Origin of the sequence: Bradyrhizobium sp. SZCCHNR1093 (assembly GCF_032381175.1) — a bacterium.
In the GTDB taxonomy this organism is placed as follows: domain Bacteria; phylum Pseudomonadota; class Alphaproteobacteria; order Rhizobiales; family Xanthobacteraceae; genus Bradyrhizobium.
The window spans coordinates 156,147-171,854 of sequence record NZ_JAUHJJ010000010.1 but is presented as its reverse complement, the minus strand read 5'-3'; the positions used below and the strand labels follow the sequence as shown (position 1 = coordinate 171,854).

The window sequence follows — 15,708 nt, the reverse complement described above, 5'->3', positions numbered from 1 at the left end:
CCCGTAGGGCCAGGCGCATTAGGTGTATTCGGACTCGCTGTCGTGAGCGCGGTAGTTCATGGACTCGTCGATGCGGCGCTGGACCAGAAGCGCGAGAGATTCAGGATCATGCGAACCACCGTTGATGTGGATCGCGACCTGACCGCCTCCGCCCATGCGAACATCACCAGCGCCAGCACCCGGAGTAGCGGGCATCGGCACCTTGCTCGTGGCTGCGCCGGCAGACGGGACCTTGGAGGTCTCGCCAGCGATGCCCTTCTCGATCATCTGGCGATAATCGCGAGACCGCTTGTTTCCGAGCCATTCGGTGAACTCGTTGCCGCCGTAGTTCACGGTCGGCAGCGCGGGCAACCCCTTACGACGCCGCGTGACGGTGCCGTTCGGATCGGTCGGCAGTCCCTGGTCGGTAAAGCCACCGATCTTGTGGCTTCCGGCGAGCGCCTGCTGCGTATAGCGATCGTACTTCGCAAACAGCTTCGGATCGTTCTGAAGCTTCCGGATTGCCCCCGGCAGCTCATGACGCTTGATCGGCCCGTAGAACTGGAACTTCGTGTTCGGAAGACCGTCCTGGCCTGCACCGAGGCCGTGACGAAGCGACTGCCCCGTCATGTCCATGCGGTTCATCAGAGCCTCAATCGTTCCGCCGCCGCTCGCGCCTTCGGTCATCTGCATGGCCGCGAGGTGCATCCTCAGGGTCGGATCGTTCTTCAGCTCCTCAGCGAACCGAGCGCGCCTTGCCTGCAGGAACTCAGAGCCGGCCAGGCCAGCTCCGACACCGTCGTCGGCTGACGATCCTCCCCCGCCGCTGAAGCTGGGGACGTTGCTCGGGCTGATGATGCGCCCGTTCGAACCGTTTCGAATGAGTCCGCCGCCACGATGCAGGATCGAGCCGCTGGAGCCGACACCGAAGTCAGGCAGAATGCGGCCAGGCGTGCTGCTGAACAGCGCGGTAGGGCTGCCGCTACCAGACCCGAGGGCCATGATGCGACCGCCGGAGCCACCGCCTCCAAGAGACGATGCAACAGCACTACCAGTTGAGCCGATGCCGCTGCCGATGAAGGCAGCCTTCTCGACGTTGCCGCCGAGCTTCTTCAGCTGGTCCGTCAACTCGTCGACCTGGCTGGTGCGACGACGACCGGAGAAGTCGGTCGGGCCGGTGTAGCTCGACCGCTTCAACAGTTCCAGGCGCTTGAGGTACTCCTCGGTGCTCTCTCCGGGATTCATCGCCGGAGGCGGCACCCAACCCTTGCCCTTGAACTTGTTCTCGCCCTTGGGCTGACCCCTGCTCTTGCCGGCCTCCTTCTGGAGGGCGTCCATGTCCTCGGCGCTGTTGTCCGCGCGGCCATCACCCATCATGATGCCGCCGAGCATGCCGCCGGTGAGGCCACCAACTCCGAGCTTGGCGAGCATCGCCAAGACAGCCTTGCTGACCACGCCCTTGCCAACGCCCTTGAGCGCAGCGCCGATGGCGATGATGCCAACGACCAGCGATGAGAACACGCTCATCACCGGGGCCAGCGCCGTCAGTGCGACCACCAATGCGGTTATACGGCCGGCGAACTTGCCGATCACCTCAGGATCGGACGAGTTCTGTCCGAACATCTGGAGGATAATCTTTCCGGCAGATCCGATCGCCGAAATGATCGAGGTGATTCCTTCAGCGAGGCCCTTGCCGAATTTTCCGATGTTCTCGGCGCTCCAGCCACTCTGGCTGCCAGGCTTTCCGAAAACCCGATCCAGGAGATCTCGGAGGGTCGCTCCCTTCTTCCCGGTGAAGCCCTCGATCAGACCATTGATGAACGCCCTCAGGCGCTCCTTCATGCCGCCGGTCTTGAGCGACTCATACATGTCGCCAGCCCAGACGCTGATCTGCTCGATGAACGGCTTCAGCGTGTCGCCGATCTCGGCCTTCAGAACCTTCCAAACCGCGCCGAGGCGGTCCATCATGTTCTCAAGGCCCTTCTGGTATTCCGCCCAGGCCCGGGTGATCCCGTTGTTCTCTGGGTTCTCGGCCGCCGCCCTGCGGGCGATCTTCAGGTTCTCCCACATGTTGCCCGGAGCGTCGATCATGTTCTTGATGATCGGTCCGAACTCAGAACCGAAGAAGGCATGCAGCGCCTGGCTGCGCTTTTCGAGATCCTTGATGTTGCGGAAGGACTCGATGATCTTGAACAGGCCCTCGTCGGGGTTGTCCTTCAGCATCGCACGCATGTTTCCGAGCGAGCCGAAGCCGAGTCTGTTGGGGATCGACATGAGGAGGCGATCCTCTTCAGTCCGATGACCCTTGCTGTTGATCATCTTGCGCTTCATCTCCAGCTCGGAGAACTGCTCTCCAAGATGGGACAGGAAGCGCGACGCCTGACGTGCCTGAGCGCCGGCCAGGATTGCGGCGTTGCCGAATGCCATGGTGCCGACGTCGGACATGCCGACCGATGCACCAGCACCGAGACCAGATCGCAGGAACGACAGGGTTTCAGCGGGGTCGGTCGCGGTCTCTGCCGCGAGGGTCGATGCGATGTTGAACTTGCGGGTCAGCCCCGTGATATCGTTGCCCTGCATGCGGCCGGAGCCGATTTCCTGGGCAACCGCACGGCCGATGGCCGTCATCATCTCACTGGGATCGATGCCGAAGCGCTTGGCGGTCTTGAACGACATCTCCGCGGCCGCCTTGGACATCCCCTCAGGGACGCCAGCCTTCGACGCCTCGACTGCTCCGCCCATCAGCGTGCCAGGGTCGATACCCATCTTGACAGCAGTGGGGAGCGCCCAGTTGTCGCGCAGGTCTCGTGCATTGAGCTTGGACTGGTCCATGTTCATGCGCGCGGAGGTCTCAGCCGCGTCGACGTTGACGGCGGCGCGGACCGCTGACCTGGTCCCCATGGCGAGGCCGGCTGCAGACAGCGCGCCTCCGATGCCGACCGTCCGTCCAATGCTGGACAGGCGGCCCGGGACTTCACGGACGCGGTTGAAGCCACGCCTCAGGCCACGACGAACGCGAGCGCGCTCCTCAAGCGCCTGCTTCTCAGCACGAGCCCGCTCACGGGCTGCCTGGCGCTCCTGGCGCTCCAGCTTCTCCAGGTGCTGCTTCTGCTCCCTGGCCGCCTTAGCGAGCGCACGCTTCTTCTCAGCCTCGGATCTATCGGACAGCCGCTTCTTGGCTCGCTCCATCACCTCGTCGCGGCGCTGCTTTGCCAGCTCAAGCCGGCTCAAAGCCTGATGATGCCGGGATACAGCGCGCTGATGTCTCTCGTGCTCCTGCATGTAGACGTATCGGAACGCTCGTGCGTATCCGACCTGGTCGCGGAGCTGACGCGCCAGCTCGGCGCGCTTCTTGCCGGTCGACTTCTGGAAAGCGCTGACCGAGTTGTTGATGTCGTTGGTGATCTTGGTCCAGACCGTGGTGTTCATCCGCCCGAGCATCTTCTGCTCGCGAGCCCAACGCTTCTGTTCTTCGGTCAGGCGGTTGAAGCCCTTCTCGGTGACCTTGAGCGCCTTCTGCGCTTTGCTCTGGACTTCGGGATCGACGATTGATCCCTTGATCGGGGCTGCAGCGAAGCTCTTCTTGATCTGAGCCTCGAGCTGCTTGATCTGGGTGAGGAGCCGTTTGATATTGGCAGAGGCCTGGTCTTCGGCCGTAAGCCTGGCCCTAATGTCGAGAGTTTCGTCGGCCATCACCGCTCCTGGAGAGGGAAAAGGTGACCCGGGGTTAACGCCCCCGGGCCTTTTGCGCGGCTTCCATCGCTTCCTGATCGCGCTTATTCAGGAACTGAACGCCATCGGCGATTAAGAGGAAGTCGTCCCATTCGAGCGCCTCGACGGCGTCAAGCGTCCAGTGGAAGCGCTCGAAGATTGGGAACGAGTCCTCGATTATTCGTCCGATCCGTTCAGCATGGGCTTCAAAAAACCCTCGAACCACGCCTTCATCGGACCGAAGTCCTCGATGTCGATCTCGGCGATGATCTTCTCGTCGACCTCGCACAGATCGGCGAACGCCTTCTCGAAGGCCGCAACGCTGTCGCGGTCGACGTTCTTCACGAAGTTGCGGAGATCGCGCACCTTCGGCCGGCGAGCCTTGAACTCGATGTAGTTCGCGCCGCGATATTCGAAGGGATGGGTGAGGTTGAACACTTTGATTGTCATTGGCTTGCACACCTATGTGACAGGGAAAGAAAAAGGCCCCGCCGGATGGCGAGGCCTGAAGTTCGGGAGATCTCGGGCTTAGTAGGTGAAGCCCAGAATCTGCCGGGCATTGGCGGTCTTGTCGACGCCGCCGATGTTGGTGATCTTGTTGAAGACGTCGATCTCGGTGACGAGGTTGTTGTCGATGTAGTGCGCGTAGTAATTCGCACACAGATTGATCGTCATCTCGACCTTCTTGCCGGGCGTGGCCTTGCCGGGCTTGATGGACTTGATCAGCGAGCGGGTCTCGATGATCACGCCCTTCTCCCCGCCGGCTGCCGTCAGCATGTAGCCGCGGAAGGTGACCGGAACGTCGAGCGAGCCAGGGCCATAGCCGAGGTTTTGCCAGATCTGCTCGTCCCAGGTGTGGAGCTGGAAGTCGAACTCGATCTTCTCGATGCCCATCGGGATCTCGACGGTGCCGTCCATGCCGCCACCGCGAAACTCTTCGACCTCGATGTTGATCTCCGGGGGCTGGAACTCGGGGGACTCGCCGATCTTGCCGATGTCCTGGATCCAGACCGTGAAGTCCTGGAGAATGTTGGAGTCGCGAAGGTTGTTGTTTGCCATTTAACTCTCCGGCCATGACGGAGCGCGTCCGGCCCAGGAAGGACCGAGCGACCCGCGATGGCTCTTGGTGATGTGATCGTTGCGGAGACGAAGCAGCGCTTAGCTGGTCGCAACCTGCCGCGAGAACTCCTCGATGAAGTCCGTGTAGTAGTTCGGGTTGCGGCGGGCGCGGAACTGCAGGTGCTCCAAGCAGGCCGGGGGCTCTAGATCGAAGTCCACCGTCAGCTCACCGTTGGCGAAGGTCGCCGGGGTGTTGATGGACTTGTCGATCCAGCACTTGCCGCCGATCAGCGCGCCGCGCGAGCGGAGCAGACGGAGGTAAGCGTTGACGTCGCCCTGGATGCCGGAGAGCAGCTGGTAGCTGAACGGCTTGTCGAGCCGGACGCGCTCGGCGCGCTCCAGGCTCTCGTACACCATGTCCGCGGTGCGGCGGACCGACAGCTGAGCCCAGAGCGGGTCGGTGCCGGTGTTGCGCAGACCCCAGAACCGGAAGCCATCATCGTGGATGATGGTCGTGACCTGGTTGGAGTTGAGCATGTTGGCTTCGCTGTCGCGGTCGTTCGGCATGAAGTCGACCGGACGTGCGGGGCCTCCGATGTTCTGGATCAGCTCGTTCGAGAACGAGTACCAGAAGCCCTTCTCCTCATCGACGCGGGCCTGGATGCCGGCCGCGTAGGCCGAAGCAGGCTTCTGCACGTAGACCGAGTTCTCGGTGTCCCAAGACAGGACGCCGGGGTCGACGATCGAGATGCGCTGGCTGCCGTAGTCACCGCGGTACTCGACAGCGTCCTCATACGAGGTGCCGGGACCGTCGAGGAATGCCACCGCGCGGAGGCGATCGACGATCGACGCAAAGGCAACGCCAACCGGATTGGCAACGTGGCCGAGGGTTGCGGTGAGGGTTGCGCCAGTGCCGGCGCCCGTCACGGCCACGCTGGGCACTGCGACGTAGCCATAGCCGGGGTCGGTGATGATCGCGCCGGTCAGCTTGCCCCCAACAACCTGGGGCACCGCCTTGGCCTGCCGGCCGCCGGCCGGAGGTGCGTCGATGATGATCGTGGTCGTGGAGAGCACGTAGTTCTGGCCGACGTCGCCGATGACCAGGTTCTTGACGCCATTGGTCGGGCGACCGGAGGTGAGGCCGGGTGCACAGAGCAGCTTCGGGATGACCTGCAGCGTCGGACGCGACTTCAGGAGCGACCAGATGCCGGTCTTGCCGGTCGGCGAGCCAACCGCGTTCGACCAGGTCCCTTCCATGCTCTGGCCTTCCGCCACGCGGGTCACCACGACCACGGCCGACTTCTGGCTGTAGATAGCGTCCACGGCGTCGAGCAGGGTGCCATCGCTCTTGAGCTGGCCTGCCTTCAGGGCGTCGGCGAACACCGGGACCGGAGTGTTGAGCGGGAAGATATCCGGGTCCGCGTTCGGGGCGGTTCCGACCAAGCCGATCACGTTCGACTTGACGGTCTCAACAGGACCCGAGGGGCTGTCGAGTTCGATCGTCTCGATGCCGTGGAGATATTGAACAGTCACGTATGGTTCTCCCAAACGAAAAAAGCCGCCCGGTGATGGGCGGCCTGGTGGAGGTTTGTGTTGGTGTTAGATGCGATGCGGCCAAGGCCTACATCAATGGTCCTTCGCCATTGGCGATGTATCGTTCGACGGCATCGGAGACGATGTCAAACGTCTTCCTCATTCTGATGTCGAGGGTGAGCATGATGGCGTACCGGTCTCCTGTCTTCGAACGGTTGAAGACATTGTGATAGTGCGCGCTGTTAAATGCCCAGGCCTCTCCTGCCGGGTAGTTCTTCCGGTGGATCCGTAGCTCGCCGACCGAATAGTCGGCCAGCTCGTACACCTCGGTGTCGATCACCTCGTAGCTGAAGTCTGGATTGGTCCGGATCGGAACGTGGACAATCAGATCATACCAGTTCGGGCGTCTGCCGTTTACGCCCGTGATCATGGACAGCTCAGATCCATGACGGTGCCATGTCAGACTGCCCCCGGCCTGGACACGCATAATCCTGACCCGCTGCCCCTCTCCACCAAGCTCGGCGACGATGTTTTTAATGTAGGGGCTGCTCTCAGCCACGCGCGTCCACACGTACCCGGTGCGACCTTGATACGGGACCTCGGTAAGGTCGTCGTGGAGCGAGCCGTTAGGAGCGATCAGCGACAGCCCGCTCCAGAACTTCGCGATGTGAGCAGCATTCCTGCTCTTCGATCGAAATGGAACGAACAGAGCTGGATCGATGTTCGACAGCTCCGTCTGTAAGAGATCCGTGTCGTATCTCTTACCGAGGTCGAGGTGTGGGATTTTGTCGAGTTTGTCGACCAGATCAGCGAACTTCGACATTGCGATCCTTCTTGAGCGTTGGCCTGACGATGCCGCCGCTGAAACCTATTAGCCATCGGCCGGTCAGGATGAACAACGCAGCCCTGAAGAAGGCCAAGTTGTAGTAGAACTCGGCGTTGCAGCTGTGCGTCCAGTTGTCGCCACCCTGATACATACAGGCACCCTGGCAAAGCTGCAGGACTGGGCAGCTCTGGCACTCGGGACGCTTGCTCCAGTGCCGCGAGGTGTTCAGGGCGATATTCTCGAAGGTGCTGACGTGTCCGATCTTGTGGTTGCCGTTGGCGCCCACATTTTGGCACGTCATTACGTTGCCCTTCAGGTCGACCGCCAGATATTCCGGCAGGTCCATGCCGCACTTCTGGAAGAGCGACTCCGAGGAGCGTTCGTTGACGAGCGAGCTGACAGCTCGCTTCAGCTTGTCTTGGAGGGCCAGAGAGCGCAGGGCCGATCCATCCGCCAGCTTCCGCGACAGGGTATCGCTGAATTGACCCAGCTGGTCCTCCGAGAAGATCGAGGCGGGGTCGCTTGCGTAGCTGTGAACGACACCCTCGAACCCGACGTTGCACCCTGGGAAGCGGTCCTGAAACCACTCGATGATGGCGTTGACGTCGTGACTCGCAGGCGTCAGCACTGCGTTGAACGAAAAGCGCGGATGAAAGGTTAGCTGCGCGTACTGGATCATCGCAAGTTGGTGCGGATCGTCGAACGGGTCGCTCCCTCGCACAGCCTGACCGGGTCCGTCGTGGCTGATTGCCATCGAGAAGTTCCAGGCCTTGAGCTGGTCGACGATCTCCCGCGTGAGCAGCTCGCCGTTGGTGATGATCGAGAACCGCGCATTTGGGAACTTCGCGATCAGCGTCGGGGCGAGGATCTCGATTTTTTTCCAGTAGAGCAGCGGCTCGCCGCCCCATAACTCGACCTTCTCCATCCCTTCCGGGGCATCAATCCAACTATCGATGTTCGCCAGAAACTCGCTGGCGTCGCGCGTCGATGACGCAGCGGCCTTTTGAAGTTGCGCCGCCTGGAGGCAGTAGGCACATGACTTGTTGCAGCCGAGGCCGAGCTGGATCTTCAGCTTCTTGACCTGCCGAACCTTGCGTCCAGGCTGATCATAGTCCACCGCGACGAACGACCGGGCCTGCACCGACTCGCGTTCGAGAAGCGGGTTGTTGCTAAAGTCGACGGCCCTGAAGCCGTCATTGTCGAGCAGGCGCGATGTGTGCTGATCGTAGAACAGAGGCACGACCTCTCCGTCCTTACTCAGCATTTCAAGTCGGATCATTTGCGCTTTCGAGGTATGCCACCAGAGGCAGCGGATCAGAGAACCGGTAGATCGCCGTCGCATCGTCGAACGGTGACCAGGTGACCCTCCGGTATTCCTTCGGAGGCTGTTGGCCTCCCGGGATGTCGACGACCTTCTCACGGCTGTATTGCGTCAATTGGCAGTTTGGGTGAGCCGACACATGCCGGCCCTCCTTGCCCTCAAACAGGCGGCACCAGAACGTCGACACTCCTTCGGACCAGAAGAAGCCAATCCCCCAGTTCACGAGATCGACCGCGGCGTCGGACCACCAGGCGCCATCTCGCCGTGACAGGCCGGCGTCGGGATCTTCGATCACTGATCGGATGGTGACGTTGGTGCTGTCTGCCCAACGGGTAAAGTTGACCCAGGCGACGAGCTTTCCATCGTCATCGAAGTAGCCCCAGAAGTTCGACATCGCATGCTCAAAGCAGAGGTCCACATGATCCTTTGCGAGCTGGCGGAAGTTCTGCTTCTGTGGTGCCGATGGATCGTTGCACCACGCCGCCATCCCGCTCCCGTGCTTGTCGATGATGGCGCACATGTCCGGAGTGTCGGCTGGTGTGAGGAAGCGGATCGTTGGCATCGTTCGTAACCTTTCAGCGCCAGAGCTTGGCGCCCATCACAGGCTCTATGATCTTCGCCGTGAGCGGATTGGTGATTTCCAGCATTGTCGGACCCGCGAACGTTCTGCCGGCCAGCTCGACAGAGCCTTCCGCGACGTAGAGGTAACTGTTCGGCAGCACCTCGAACTGGTCACCGGCCTGACCGGTGACGAATGCGCGTTGCCAGAACACCGGCACCTGGCTCTTCGGGGTGATGCAGTGATACTCGCTCCCTTCCGCAGTAGCGCGGAGCCGGTAATTGTCGATGCCCGTTACGAACTGGGTGGCGCCGCTGCCGGCGGGGCGCGGGTCTGGCGCATGATCGCCGCCAAGAGCCTCGAACCCGCCCTTCGTGTAGATTGGAATCGTATGGAGTGGGCGGGCGTCGTCCTTGCCTTCAAGCAGATGAGCGATTGCCGGAGCGTCAGCAGCGGTCAGCCCCCGCGTCAACTCTGATGGAGGGCAGACGCGCTCTTCCCCGGCATGCGCCGTGAAGATGGTGATCGTGAAGTTCTCGAAACGGATGCGCCTGAACTGCATCGTCACACCTTTGGAGTTTCAACGGGCAGACCGACAGGATCCTCCATGGGACGATCGATCCGGTACGTGAGTTGACCTTCCAAGGACGCGGGGGCCAGTGCGGCCTCCCGCGCCAACATGGCGAGGTATCGCGCATGGAAGGCGGTCGACGGGAACTGCATGGCGATCGCGCCACGCTGCTCCTCAGCCGAATGGTTCAGAGGGATAAAGACCTGCTTGACCAGACTACCGAGCACCTGGTGCCTGTATTCGACGCGAGCCCAGCCGTCCGGACTGCAGTCGTTCACCCGGTAGCTGAAAGTGTTGCCAAGCTGGTCCATGATTACCTCATTTTGTGCATACGCAGTTGCAGTCGCAGGCGCAGTTCCACTCGTCGTGGCCCGATGTCCCGTAAAACCGGGACATTGGGAAATTGCTCGACGGGAACGTCGAGGTCTGGCTCGCGCCGTAATAATAGGTTCGACCAGCATAGTTGCTCATCGAGCTTCCCCACCCGAACACGCTGTTGACGGTCGAGAACGCGACGGCTCCTGAGGAAGGAACTGCCATTTTATACCCCCATCAGTGCTTCGATCTTTGCGAGACGCGCTTCAAGTCCGTCATTCTTGTCGGCAAGCGCCTTGATTCCCTCGACCAGGAGGCCCGAGATTTGCTCGTAGTAGATATTGAGCAGCTCGAGTCCCGACTTGCTATTCCCGTTCTCGTCCATGTCGAACGGGGCAAGTCCGACCGCTTCCGGGAGGACCTCACGCAGGTCCTGCGCCAGCAAACCAGCCTTCCGCCGCTTCTGCTCAGGCGCGTCCAAAACCTTGGCTAGCCTGCTCTGAGACCACGTAACACCGCGAAGTTTCCGGATTTTCACCAGCGCATCAGCGATGACCTGGATCTCGTCCTTCAGGCGAATGTCAGAGTATCCGTACGTGATGTCGCCTGTCGCGACGATCGAGCCGCCAGCGCCAGTTGGCAAAGCACCGACTCCAAGAGATCGCCGGAAATATCCGTCACCTGCAGCAGACACGCCGAAGCGCCAGTTCGCCCCATCCGACCATCCGCCGATTCGCCACCAGTTATCGCCATCGAGGCCGGCCTGCACCGCATAGGCACCGCGGTGATAGGTGACGAATGCGGCGCCCTGGTCAGGCGCATAGACCGCTAGGCCACCGTAGGTGTTGTGGTTGAAGCCGTATGTCTGTCCAGAGCTGAACTGGTGAATATGTTTGCCGGTCCACGTCGGCTGGATCGACATGTCGAGCCTGATGCTCGCATCCGACCGCATATAGGTCGTTGCCGTTCCGGCCGAAGCATTCATCGTCGCAGCCCCAGTCGGGGTCGCGAACGAGATGCCGAGGTTCGTCAGAGCCGCGGCCTTGTTCGGCAGGTCCCCGAGGTTCTGATCCTTCTGCAACCTCCCAGCCACCGAAGTGGTCAGTGCGCCGACGGCGCTCTCGTCGGACGCCAGCTGATCCGCGATCTCCTTGAGCGTGTCCAAGGTCCCGGGAGCACCATTGACCAGAGCGTCGATCGCGTTCTTGACGTAGGCGGTCGATGCCGCCTTCAGCGAGTTATCGCCGGCCGTGACGGTCGGTACTGTCGGGCTGACGGTGAAGTTGACAGAGGCGCTGAACGTGCCGCCGACGTCCTTCTTGATGTAGAATGACGGATCGAAGATCTGGGCGTTCGCCGCATAGGTCGCACACTGGTCGCGAGCTGCAAGAGCATCCGACTTCATCTGAGCGACCGCGGACTTGTCCTGACCGGTCTGGGTCGCGTACGTCGAAGCCGTGTCCCGATAGGCCTTCGCTGCGTCGCGGGCTGCCTGAGCATCCATCAACGCCTGCGTCACCACCTGCGGCAGCGCGGTGCCAACGTAGATGATCCAGTCCGAGAACGGTCCGGCATTGCCGAAAATCTGGATGGGCTGCAGGGTCAACTGGCCGCTGCTGCGGTTCCAGTTGACGAGCTTTGCGAACGCATAGTCGGTGGTGTTGGCCTGCCTGACGATCGTGACGAACGGCGATGGCGCGAAGAGGTCACGCTCTGCCTCATCAGGGATCGCGAAGGTCTGGGTGGTCGCGACGTTCAGCGTCACCGAGTTGTTGGCGTGCGCCAGCAGGAAGCCCTGCTCGGACACCAGCGCGATCTTGTCGAGCGCGGGCGCCAGAACGAGATCGAGACGGTTGAGTGCGAGTCCCTCGACGTAAGAGGTCAAGCCGCCGATGGCAGCAAGACCGTCCTCGTTCGAGTTGATTCGGCGGTCGAGGTCTTCGAAGCGCTGGTTCCAATACTCGGGGTCACCGAGATTATCCCTCGCCTTGACCCGATAGAATTGATCGTACCTGCGCGCCATCGGGCTTAGACCTCTTCGTAGCCGATGACGGCGTCACCGAGGCCAGCGATCAGGTTGCCCTTGACGATCACCTCGTGCCCGGGACGCGCCCAGATCTTGGGAGCGACCTCGATGGCCCGCGCGAGCTTCAGGCGATAGCTCTTCGCCGGATCGACGGCGAGCTTCGGAGGAGTATTCGTCGGCACAGCAACGGGTGCAGCAGCCGCCGGAGCGGCTGCGTTTTCAGTGTCGGCCATGAGGTTGGTTCCTTACTTGCTGTAGAACGACCGCTCGGCAACGTGGTACGTGACCTGCGGCGAGTTGGTCGTTCCGGTCTGCTCAATCGTGAACTGTGTGGTTCCGGCCGGCAGACTGAAGGTGTAGGTCTTCTCGTATCGCTTCGCCTTTGCATCCTTCAGCACCGTGACCGTGGTGTCGGGCGAGTATTCCGTCGAGCCGACCCGAACCGTCATCGCGTAGGTGTGCGGCGTCGGATCGAACATTTCGAGCAGGTTGACGAAGGTCAGGTTGTGCGTGACGTTCGACAGAGCCGGCACCGTCATCGTCGTCGAGACGTGCTTGAGGGCCGTCTTCGGCCGCGAGACATGGACGCGCGATCCCGTGAGATGCAGGATCGGCATCATGTCCCTGGTGCCGACGAAGCGAGCCCGGAACTGAGCCAGCGGCGGAGCGACCGCGAGCACGCCAGAGTTATCCTGGGTCAGCGGCTGCCACTCGCCGGTACCGTTCGGCCGCATCTCGTAGACAAGCTCGCACGAGCCCGGCACCCACTGCTCAGCGAGGATGTCGATGTCGCGGAAGCCGCCGTCGAGGTTGATCGGAGCGAACTCGATCGCGACCTGGGAGGAAGCGAACTGAGCGCCATAGACCTGGATCATCATGTCCTTGGTCAGGTCACCCATGTAGTAGATGCCGTCCGTCGAGTAGAAGAACGTACCGTCCAGATAGGACTGACCGTTGGTCATGCCGATCTGATGGTTCGCGTTCGAAATGAACACGAAGGCATAGCGCTTGCCCTTCGCGAGGAAGGTCGGCTGGATCGGACACAGGTTCCAACCCGTGACGATGTTCTGCTGCGCGTAGACCGTCTTTAGCACGACCTTTTCGAGGTCGGGCTGGCCTGCAGTCACCTCGCAGAGAGCGACGTGGATGTCTTCGTTCGCGGCCTTCTGGGTGATGTAGAAGCCCACCTGAGTCGCGATGATGTCGTTCGACACCAGGAAGGTCTGTGCAACCTGAGCACCAGTCACGGAGAGGTTCGTGGTGACCTCATACATGAACGGCTCTTCCCAGGTGTCGAGCCAGTAGTAGTCGGTCCGCTGTGACCAGGCGCCGTCACCGTTGCCGTGAACGTTGTAGTTGTTCGTGACCGTCGAGTATTCGATGGTGTTGAAGTCGTACAGATTGGTGGTGTCGACCGGATTTCCGGGCGTGCTCCAGGCGTTGCCGTTGGTGCAGACCGTGTAGCTTCCGCCGTACCGGATGCGGGTGCGGGACATGTACCCGACCTTCATCGAATGCACCTGGTAGCCGTACTGCGCGATGCCAAGCGACTCGGTGTAATTGCCGGTCTGGATCTTCAGCACGTTGGTGTATTTCGGCATCAGGTAGCCGCCGGCCATCGCCGCGTTCGGATCGTTCGCCGAGAACAGCGAGATCTCGAACTGGTTCGCGTTGGCGTTGTTGAAGCGGATGCCCTCCTCGACCCTGGCGTCGAAGCCCAGCAGCTTGCTGTTGGTCATGTCCGACTTCGTCTGATCGAGGAAGAAGTCGGTATCAAAGCCGGAGGCGTCAGCCGGATAGCGCAGGCTCTCCTTGACCCGAGCCAGGTCGAGGTAGATGCGGGACAGGTCGGAGGCGCTGCTCAGGCCGGTCATGCGGTTCGCGAGGTCGGCGAGGTCCGACGCCAGCGAGGTGACGCGCGGCTCGATGATCGACCGGAAGGTCTCCAGCAGGTCGGTCCGGATATCCAGTGCGTCGGTCGAGACGACCTTGTTCTGGTCCTGGATGTCGATCGAAACGATCTGCGTGGTGTCCAGCATCACATTCGCGATCACCACATGGGTGGCCGGGACAGCAGCCGGGACAGGGTCGGCAGCCTCGGCGCCGGCCGTGAAAACGATCTGGACGTTGCGGGAGCGGGTCATGGCGACCGAGCGCGGCTCCACGGTTCCCGTATCGACGTCCGTCAGATAGTCGCGCTGCTCGTCGTCGGTCTCGACCTCCTGGCCATAGGCCGAGATCGTCACGATGCGCCGGGCCGCTGCGGCCACGTAGGTGGCGAGCGACTGGGTCAGGACCGAGCGGAGTGCATAGACGGCGCCCGTATCGTAGACGCGACCTGCGCCGACCGTGACCTCGACCTGCCCGGTCTTGGTGATCATCAGTCCGGAGTACTTCCGTGTCGCAGAAACGGCATCGGCGACAATGTGGTCCATCGCCGTCTGAACGTATTCCTGGATGTTGTTGTGATCGGTCGCGGTCTGTTCCTGATAATCGCGAAAGATGACTTGCTGGTCCATCTAAGGGCCTCTTGCTGCGAACGCGAAAAGGCCCACCGTCCCCGCGGACGATGGGCTTAATGCATTCTGGTTATTGTCAGATGATGATCGGGCTGCCCGCGAACCGCGGCAGGCCGGCGACGAAGCCAGGCTTGGTGTCGGTATCGAGCAGGATCTTGTCGGTCATGCGCTTGGCCGCGATGATGGCCTGTCGGTTCTTGGTCATCAGCGTGCCGTCATGCGGCGTGAAGAAGCGCGTTTTCGGAGCAAATGGCTGCGCGAGACGTGCCTTGTATTTGCTCCACCGCGTCTGCATCTGGATCTTCAGCTCGGCCGAGTGCGGCTCGATGCCATACCGCCCGACGCCCATGAATTGGATCGATGGACGTTTGGCGTCTGCAGCGGACCCGTCATTGACCGCATACCGCTCGTAGGTGTGGTACGGTGCCATTGAGGGCACGAAGAACCGCTTGTGGATGGGGCGACCGGAATAGACGGCTTTGCCTTCCTTGCCGGAGATGGTGATCAGCTCCGGCGTGGTTGACACCGGCTCGATCTGCGGACCGACCGCTCTGCGCCATGGCGCGATGACGATCGGGGCGATCGTGACGATCCTGCTGGCTGCCGTGGATGGGATCGGAAACTTCTTCTTCAGGCCAAGCGGCGTGTTGCAGAATGTCGAATACGGCCGGACAGCCTTGATGTAGAGCCTGAAGTAGGTACCTTCGTTGTCGATCTTGGTGTCGGTCTCGACACCATTGACGACCCAGGACGCTCGCTTCGAAAGCCGCGTGATCGCCTCATTCGGCGTCGGGAACTTCTTCTTCAGAAAGCTGCTGTAGCGGCTTCCGCCTGAGAAGATGCGACGCCGGGCGGCGCCGCGCAGGTAATTCTGGTAGATCCGAACCTGCGGCAGCTTGGCGAGCCAGGCTTCCCGCTGCTCCTTGTTGAGCGAGGGGCCTGAGAACACCTTTGCCGGCGGCGTCGTGGCCTTCAGGACCTTGCTGTCGACGAGGTCGACGTAGGTCTCGATGGCCTTCAGCGTGCCCTTGATCTGGTGATGCTTGATCGCATTCGCGACCACGCTCCGGCGCTTCGTCAGCGGCCATTCCGAGTCCCACAGGTCTACCGAGACAGCCCAGGCCAGGTAAGGCAGCAGGTTCTCAGGGCAGGTCCACGGATTCCAGAGCTTCCGGATCGGGATGTCGATTTCGAGCAGGCGTTCGACCTGGGAGGCCAGCGTGCGCTCGTACTCCGTCGCATTCGGGGACAGGATGTGATCCATCCTGCGCGTCGGGAACGGGGCCATG

General features: G+C 61.6%; 14 protein-coding genes. 1 reads left to right on the top strand and 13 read right to left on the bottom strand.

Annotated features, from left to right (window positions below):
* Positions 1-18: 18 nt before the first annotated feature.
* Complete coding sequence (locus QX070_RS26700; RefSeq protein WP_315740143.1) at positions 19-3,261, bottom strand: hypothetical protein; 3,243 nt, start codon at positions 3,259-3,261, stop codon at positions 19-21.
* Here QX070_RS26700 and QX070_RS26695 point away from each other — a divergent pair.
* Complete coding sequence (locus QX070_RS26695; protein ID WP_315740142.1) at positions 3,241-3,531, top strand: hypothetical protein; 291 nt, start codon at positions 3,241-3,243, stop codon at positions 3,529-3,531. The two genes, QX070_RS26700 and QX070_RS26695, sit on opposite strands and share 21 nt — an antisense overlap.
* Positions 3,532-3,867: 336 nt before the next feature.
* On the opposite strand, the gene QX070_RS26690 is transcribed toward QX070_RS26695, so the two are convergent.
* The 12 genes from QX070_RS26690 to QX070_RS26635 form a co-directional block, all read right to left on the bottom strand.
* Positions 3,868-4,140 (bottom strand): phage tail assembly protein, encoded by a 273-nt coding sequence (locus QX070_RS26690; RefSeq protein ID WP_315740141.1) that lies wholly within the window; start codon positions 4,138-4,140, stop codon positions 3,868-3,870.
* A 78-nt stretch (positions 4,141-4,218) separates the two neighbouring features.
* Positions 4,219-4,749, bottom strand: a complete 531-nt coding sequence (locus QX070_RS26685) for a phage major tail tube protein (RefSeq protein WP_315740140.1) — start codon at positions 4,747-4,749, stop codon at positions 4,219-4,221.
* A gap of 99 nt (positions 4,750-4,848) precedes the next feature.
* Positions 4,849-6,282: a phage tail sheath subtilisin-like domain-containing protein gene (locus QX070_RS26680; RefSeq protein ID WP_315740139.1), complete on the bottom strand. Its 1,434-nt coding sequence runs from the start codon at positions 6,280-6,282 to the stop codon at positions 4,849-4,851.
* Positions 6,283-6,370: 88 nt separating this feature from the next.
* A complete protein-coding gene (locus tag QX070_RS26675) occupies positions 6,371-7,105 on the bottom strand; it encodes an aspartyl/asparaginyl beta-hydroxylase domain-containing protein (RefSeq protein ID WP_315740138.1) in 735 nt (244 codons plus the stop codon).
* A complete protein-coding gene (locus tag QX070_RS26670) occupies positions 7,089-8,348 on the bottom strand; it encodes a radical SAM/SPASM domain-containing protein (protein ID WP_315740137.1) in 1,260 nt (419 codons plus the stop codon). Before QX070_RS26670 ends, QX070_RS26675 begins: the two co-directional genes overlap by 17 nt.
* Positions 8,349-8,373: 25 nt before the next feature.
* Positions 8,374-8,991 (bottom strand): hypothetical protein, encoded by a 618-nt coding sequence (locus QX070_RS26665; protein ID WP_315740136.1) that lies wholly within the window; start codon positions 8,989-8,991, stop codon positions 8,374-8,376.
* 13 nt (positions 8,992-9,004) lie between these two features.
* On the bottom strand, positions 9,005-9,550 hold the full coding sequence (locus QX070_RS26660; RefSeq protein WP_315740135.1) for a hypothetical protein: 546 nt from the start codon (positions 9,548-9,550) through the stop codon (positions 9,005-9,007).
* Between the two features lie 2 nt (positions 9,551-9,552).
* Complete coding sequence (locus QX070_RS26655; RefSeq protein WP_315740134.1) at positions 9,553-9,870, bottom strand: hypothetical protein; 318 nt, start codon at positions 9,868-9,870, stop codon at positions 9,553-9,555.
* 230 nt (positions 9,871-10,100) lie between these two features.
* Positions 10,101-11,897, bottom strand: a complete 1,797-nt coding sequence (locus QX070_RS26650) for a tail fiber domain-containing protein (protein ID WP_315740133.1) — start codon at positions 11,895-11,897, stop codon at positions 10,101-10,103.
* A gap of 5 nt (positions 11,898-11,902) precedes the next feature.
* The gene (locus QX070_RS26645) at positions 11,903-12,133 is read right to left on the bottom strand and encodes a hypothetical protein (protein ID WP_315740132.1); all 231 of its coding nucleotides are present in this window, start codon (positions 12,131-12,133) and stop codon (positions 11,903-11,905) included.
* Between the two features lie 12 nt (positions 12,134-12,145).
* The gene (locus tag QX070_RS26640) at positions 12,146-14,419 is read right to left on the bottom strand and encodes a hypothetical protein (RefSeq protein WP_315740131.1); all 2,274 of its coding nucleotides are present in this window, start codon (positions 14,417-14,419) and stop codon (positions 12,146-12,148) included.
* 76 nt (positions 14,420-14,495) lie between these two features.
* Positions 14,496-15,707, bottom strand: a complete 1,212-nt coding sequence (locus QX070_RS26635; protein WP_315740130.1) for a phage tail protein I — start codon at positions 15,705-15,707, stop codon at positions 14,496-14,498.
* Between the last annotated feature and the right edge of the window lies 1 nt (position 15,708).

What these genes read in the sequence shown, in the direction of transcription:
- QX070_RS26695 (WP_315740142.1), top strand. Translation starts at nt 3,241, where the DNA reads ATGTCTCTCGTGCTCCTGCATGTAGACGTATCGGAACGCTCGTGCGTA.
- QX070_RS26700 (WP_315740143.1), bottom strand. Translation starts at nt 3,261, where the DNA reads ATGCAGGAGCACGAGAGACATCAGCGCGCTGTATCCCGGCATCATCAG.
- QX070_RS26690 (WP_315740141.1), bottom strand. Translation starts at nt 4,140, where the DNA reads ATGACAATCAAAGTGTTCAACCTCACCCATCCCTTCGAATATCGCGGC.
- QX070_RS26685 (WP_315740140.1), bottom strand. Translation starts at nt 4,749, where the DNA reads ATGGCAAACAACAACCTTCGCGACTCCAACATTCTCCAGGACTTCACG.
- QX070_RS26675 (WP_315740138.1), bottom strand. Translation starts at nt 7,105, where the DNA reads ATGTCGAAGTTCGCTGATCTGGTCGACAAACTCGACAAAATCCCACAC.
- QX070_RS26665 (WP_315740136.1), bottom strand. Translation starts at nt 8,991, where the DNA reads ATGCCAACGATCCGCTTCCTCACACCAGCCGACACTCCGGACATGTGC.
- QX070_RS26660 (WP_315740135.1), bottom strand. Translation starts at nt 9,550, where the DNA reads ATGCAGTTCAGGCGCATCCGTTTCGAGAACTTCACGATCACCATCTTC.
- QX070_RS26655 (WP_315740134.1), bottom strand. Translation starts at nt 9,870, where the DNA reads ATGGACCAGCTTGGCAACACTTTCAGCTACCGGGTGAACGACTGCAGT.
- QX070_RS26650 (WP_315740133.1), bottom strand. Translation starts at nt 11,897, where the DNA reads ATGGCGCGCAGGTACGATCAATTCTATCGGGTCAAGGCGAGGGATAAT.
- QX070_RS26645 (WP_315740132.1), bottom strand. Translation starts at nt 12,133, where the DNA reads ATGGCCGACACTGAAAACGCAGCCGCTCCGGCGGCTGCTGCACCCGTT.
- QX070_RS26640 (WP_315740131.1), bottom strand. Translation starts at nt 14,419, where the DNA reads ATGGACCAGCAAGTCATCTTTCGCGATTATCAGGAACAGACCGCGACC.
- QX070_RS26635 (WP_315740130.1), bottom strand. Translation starts at nt 15,707, where the DNA reads ATGGCCCCGTTCCCGACGCGCAGGATGGATCACATCCTGTCCCCGAAT.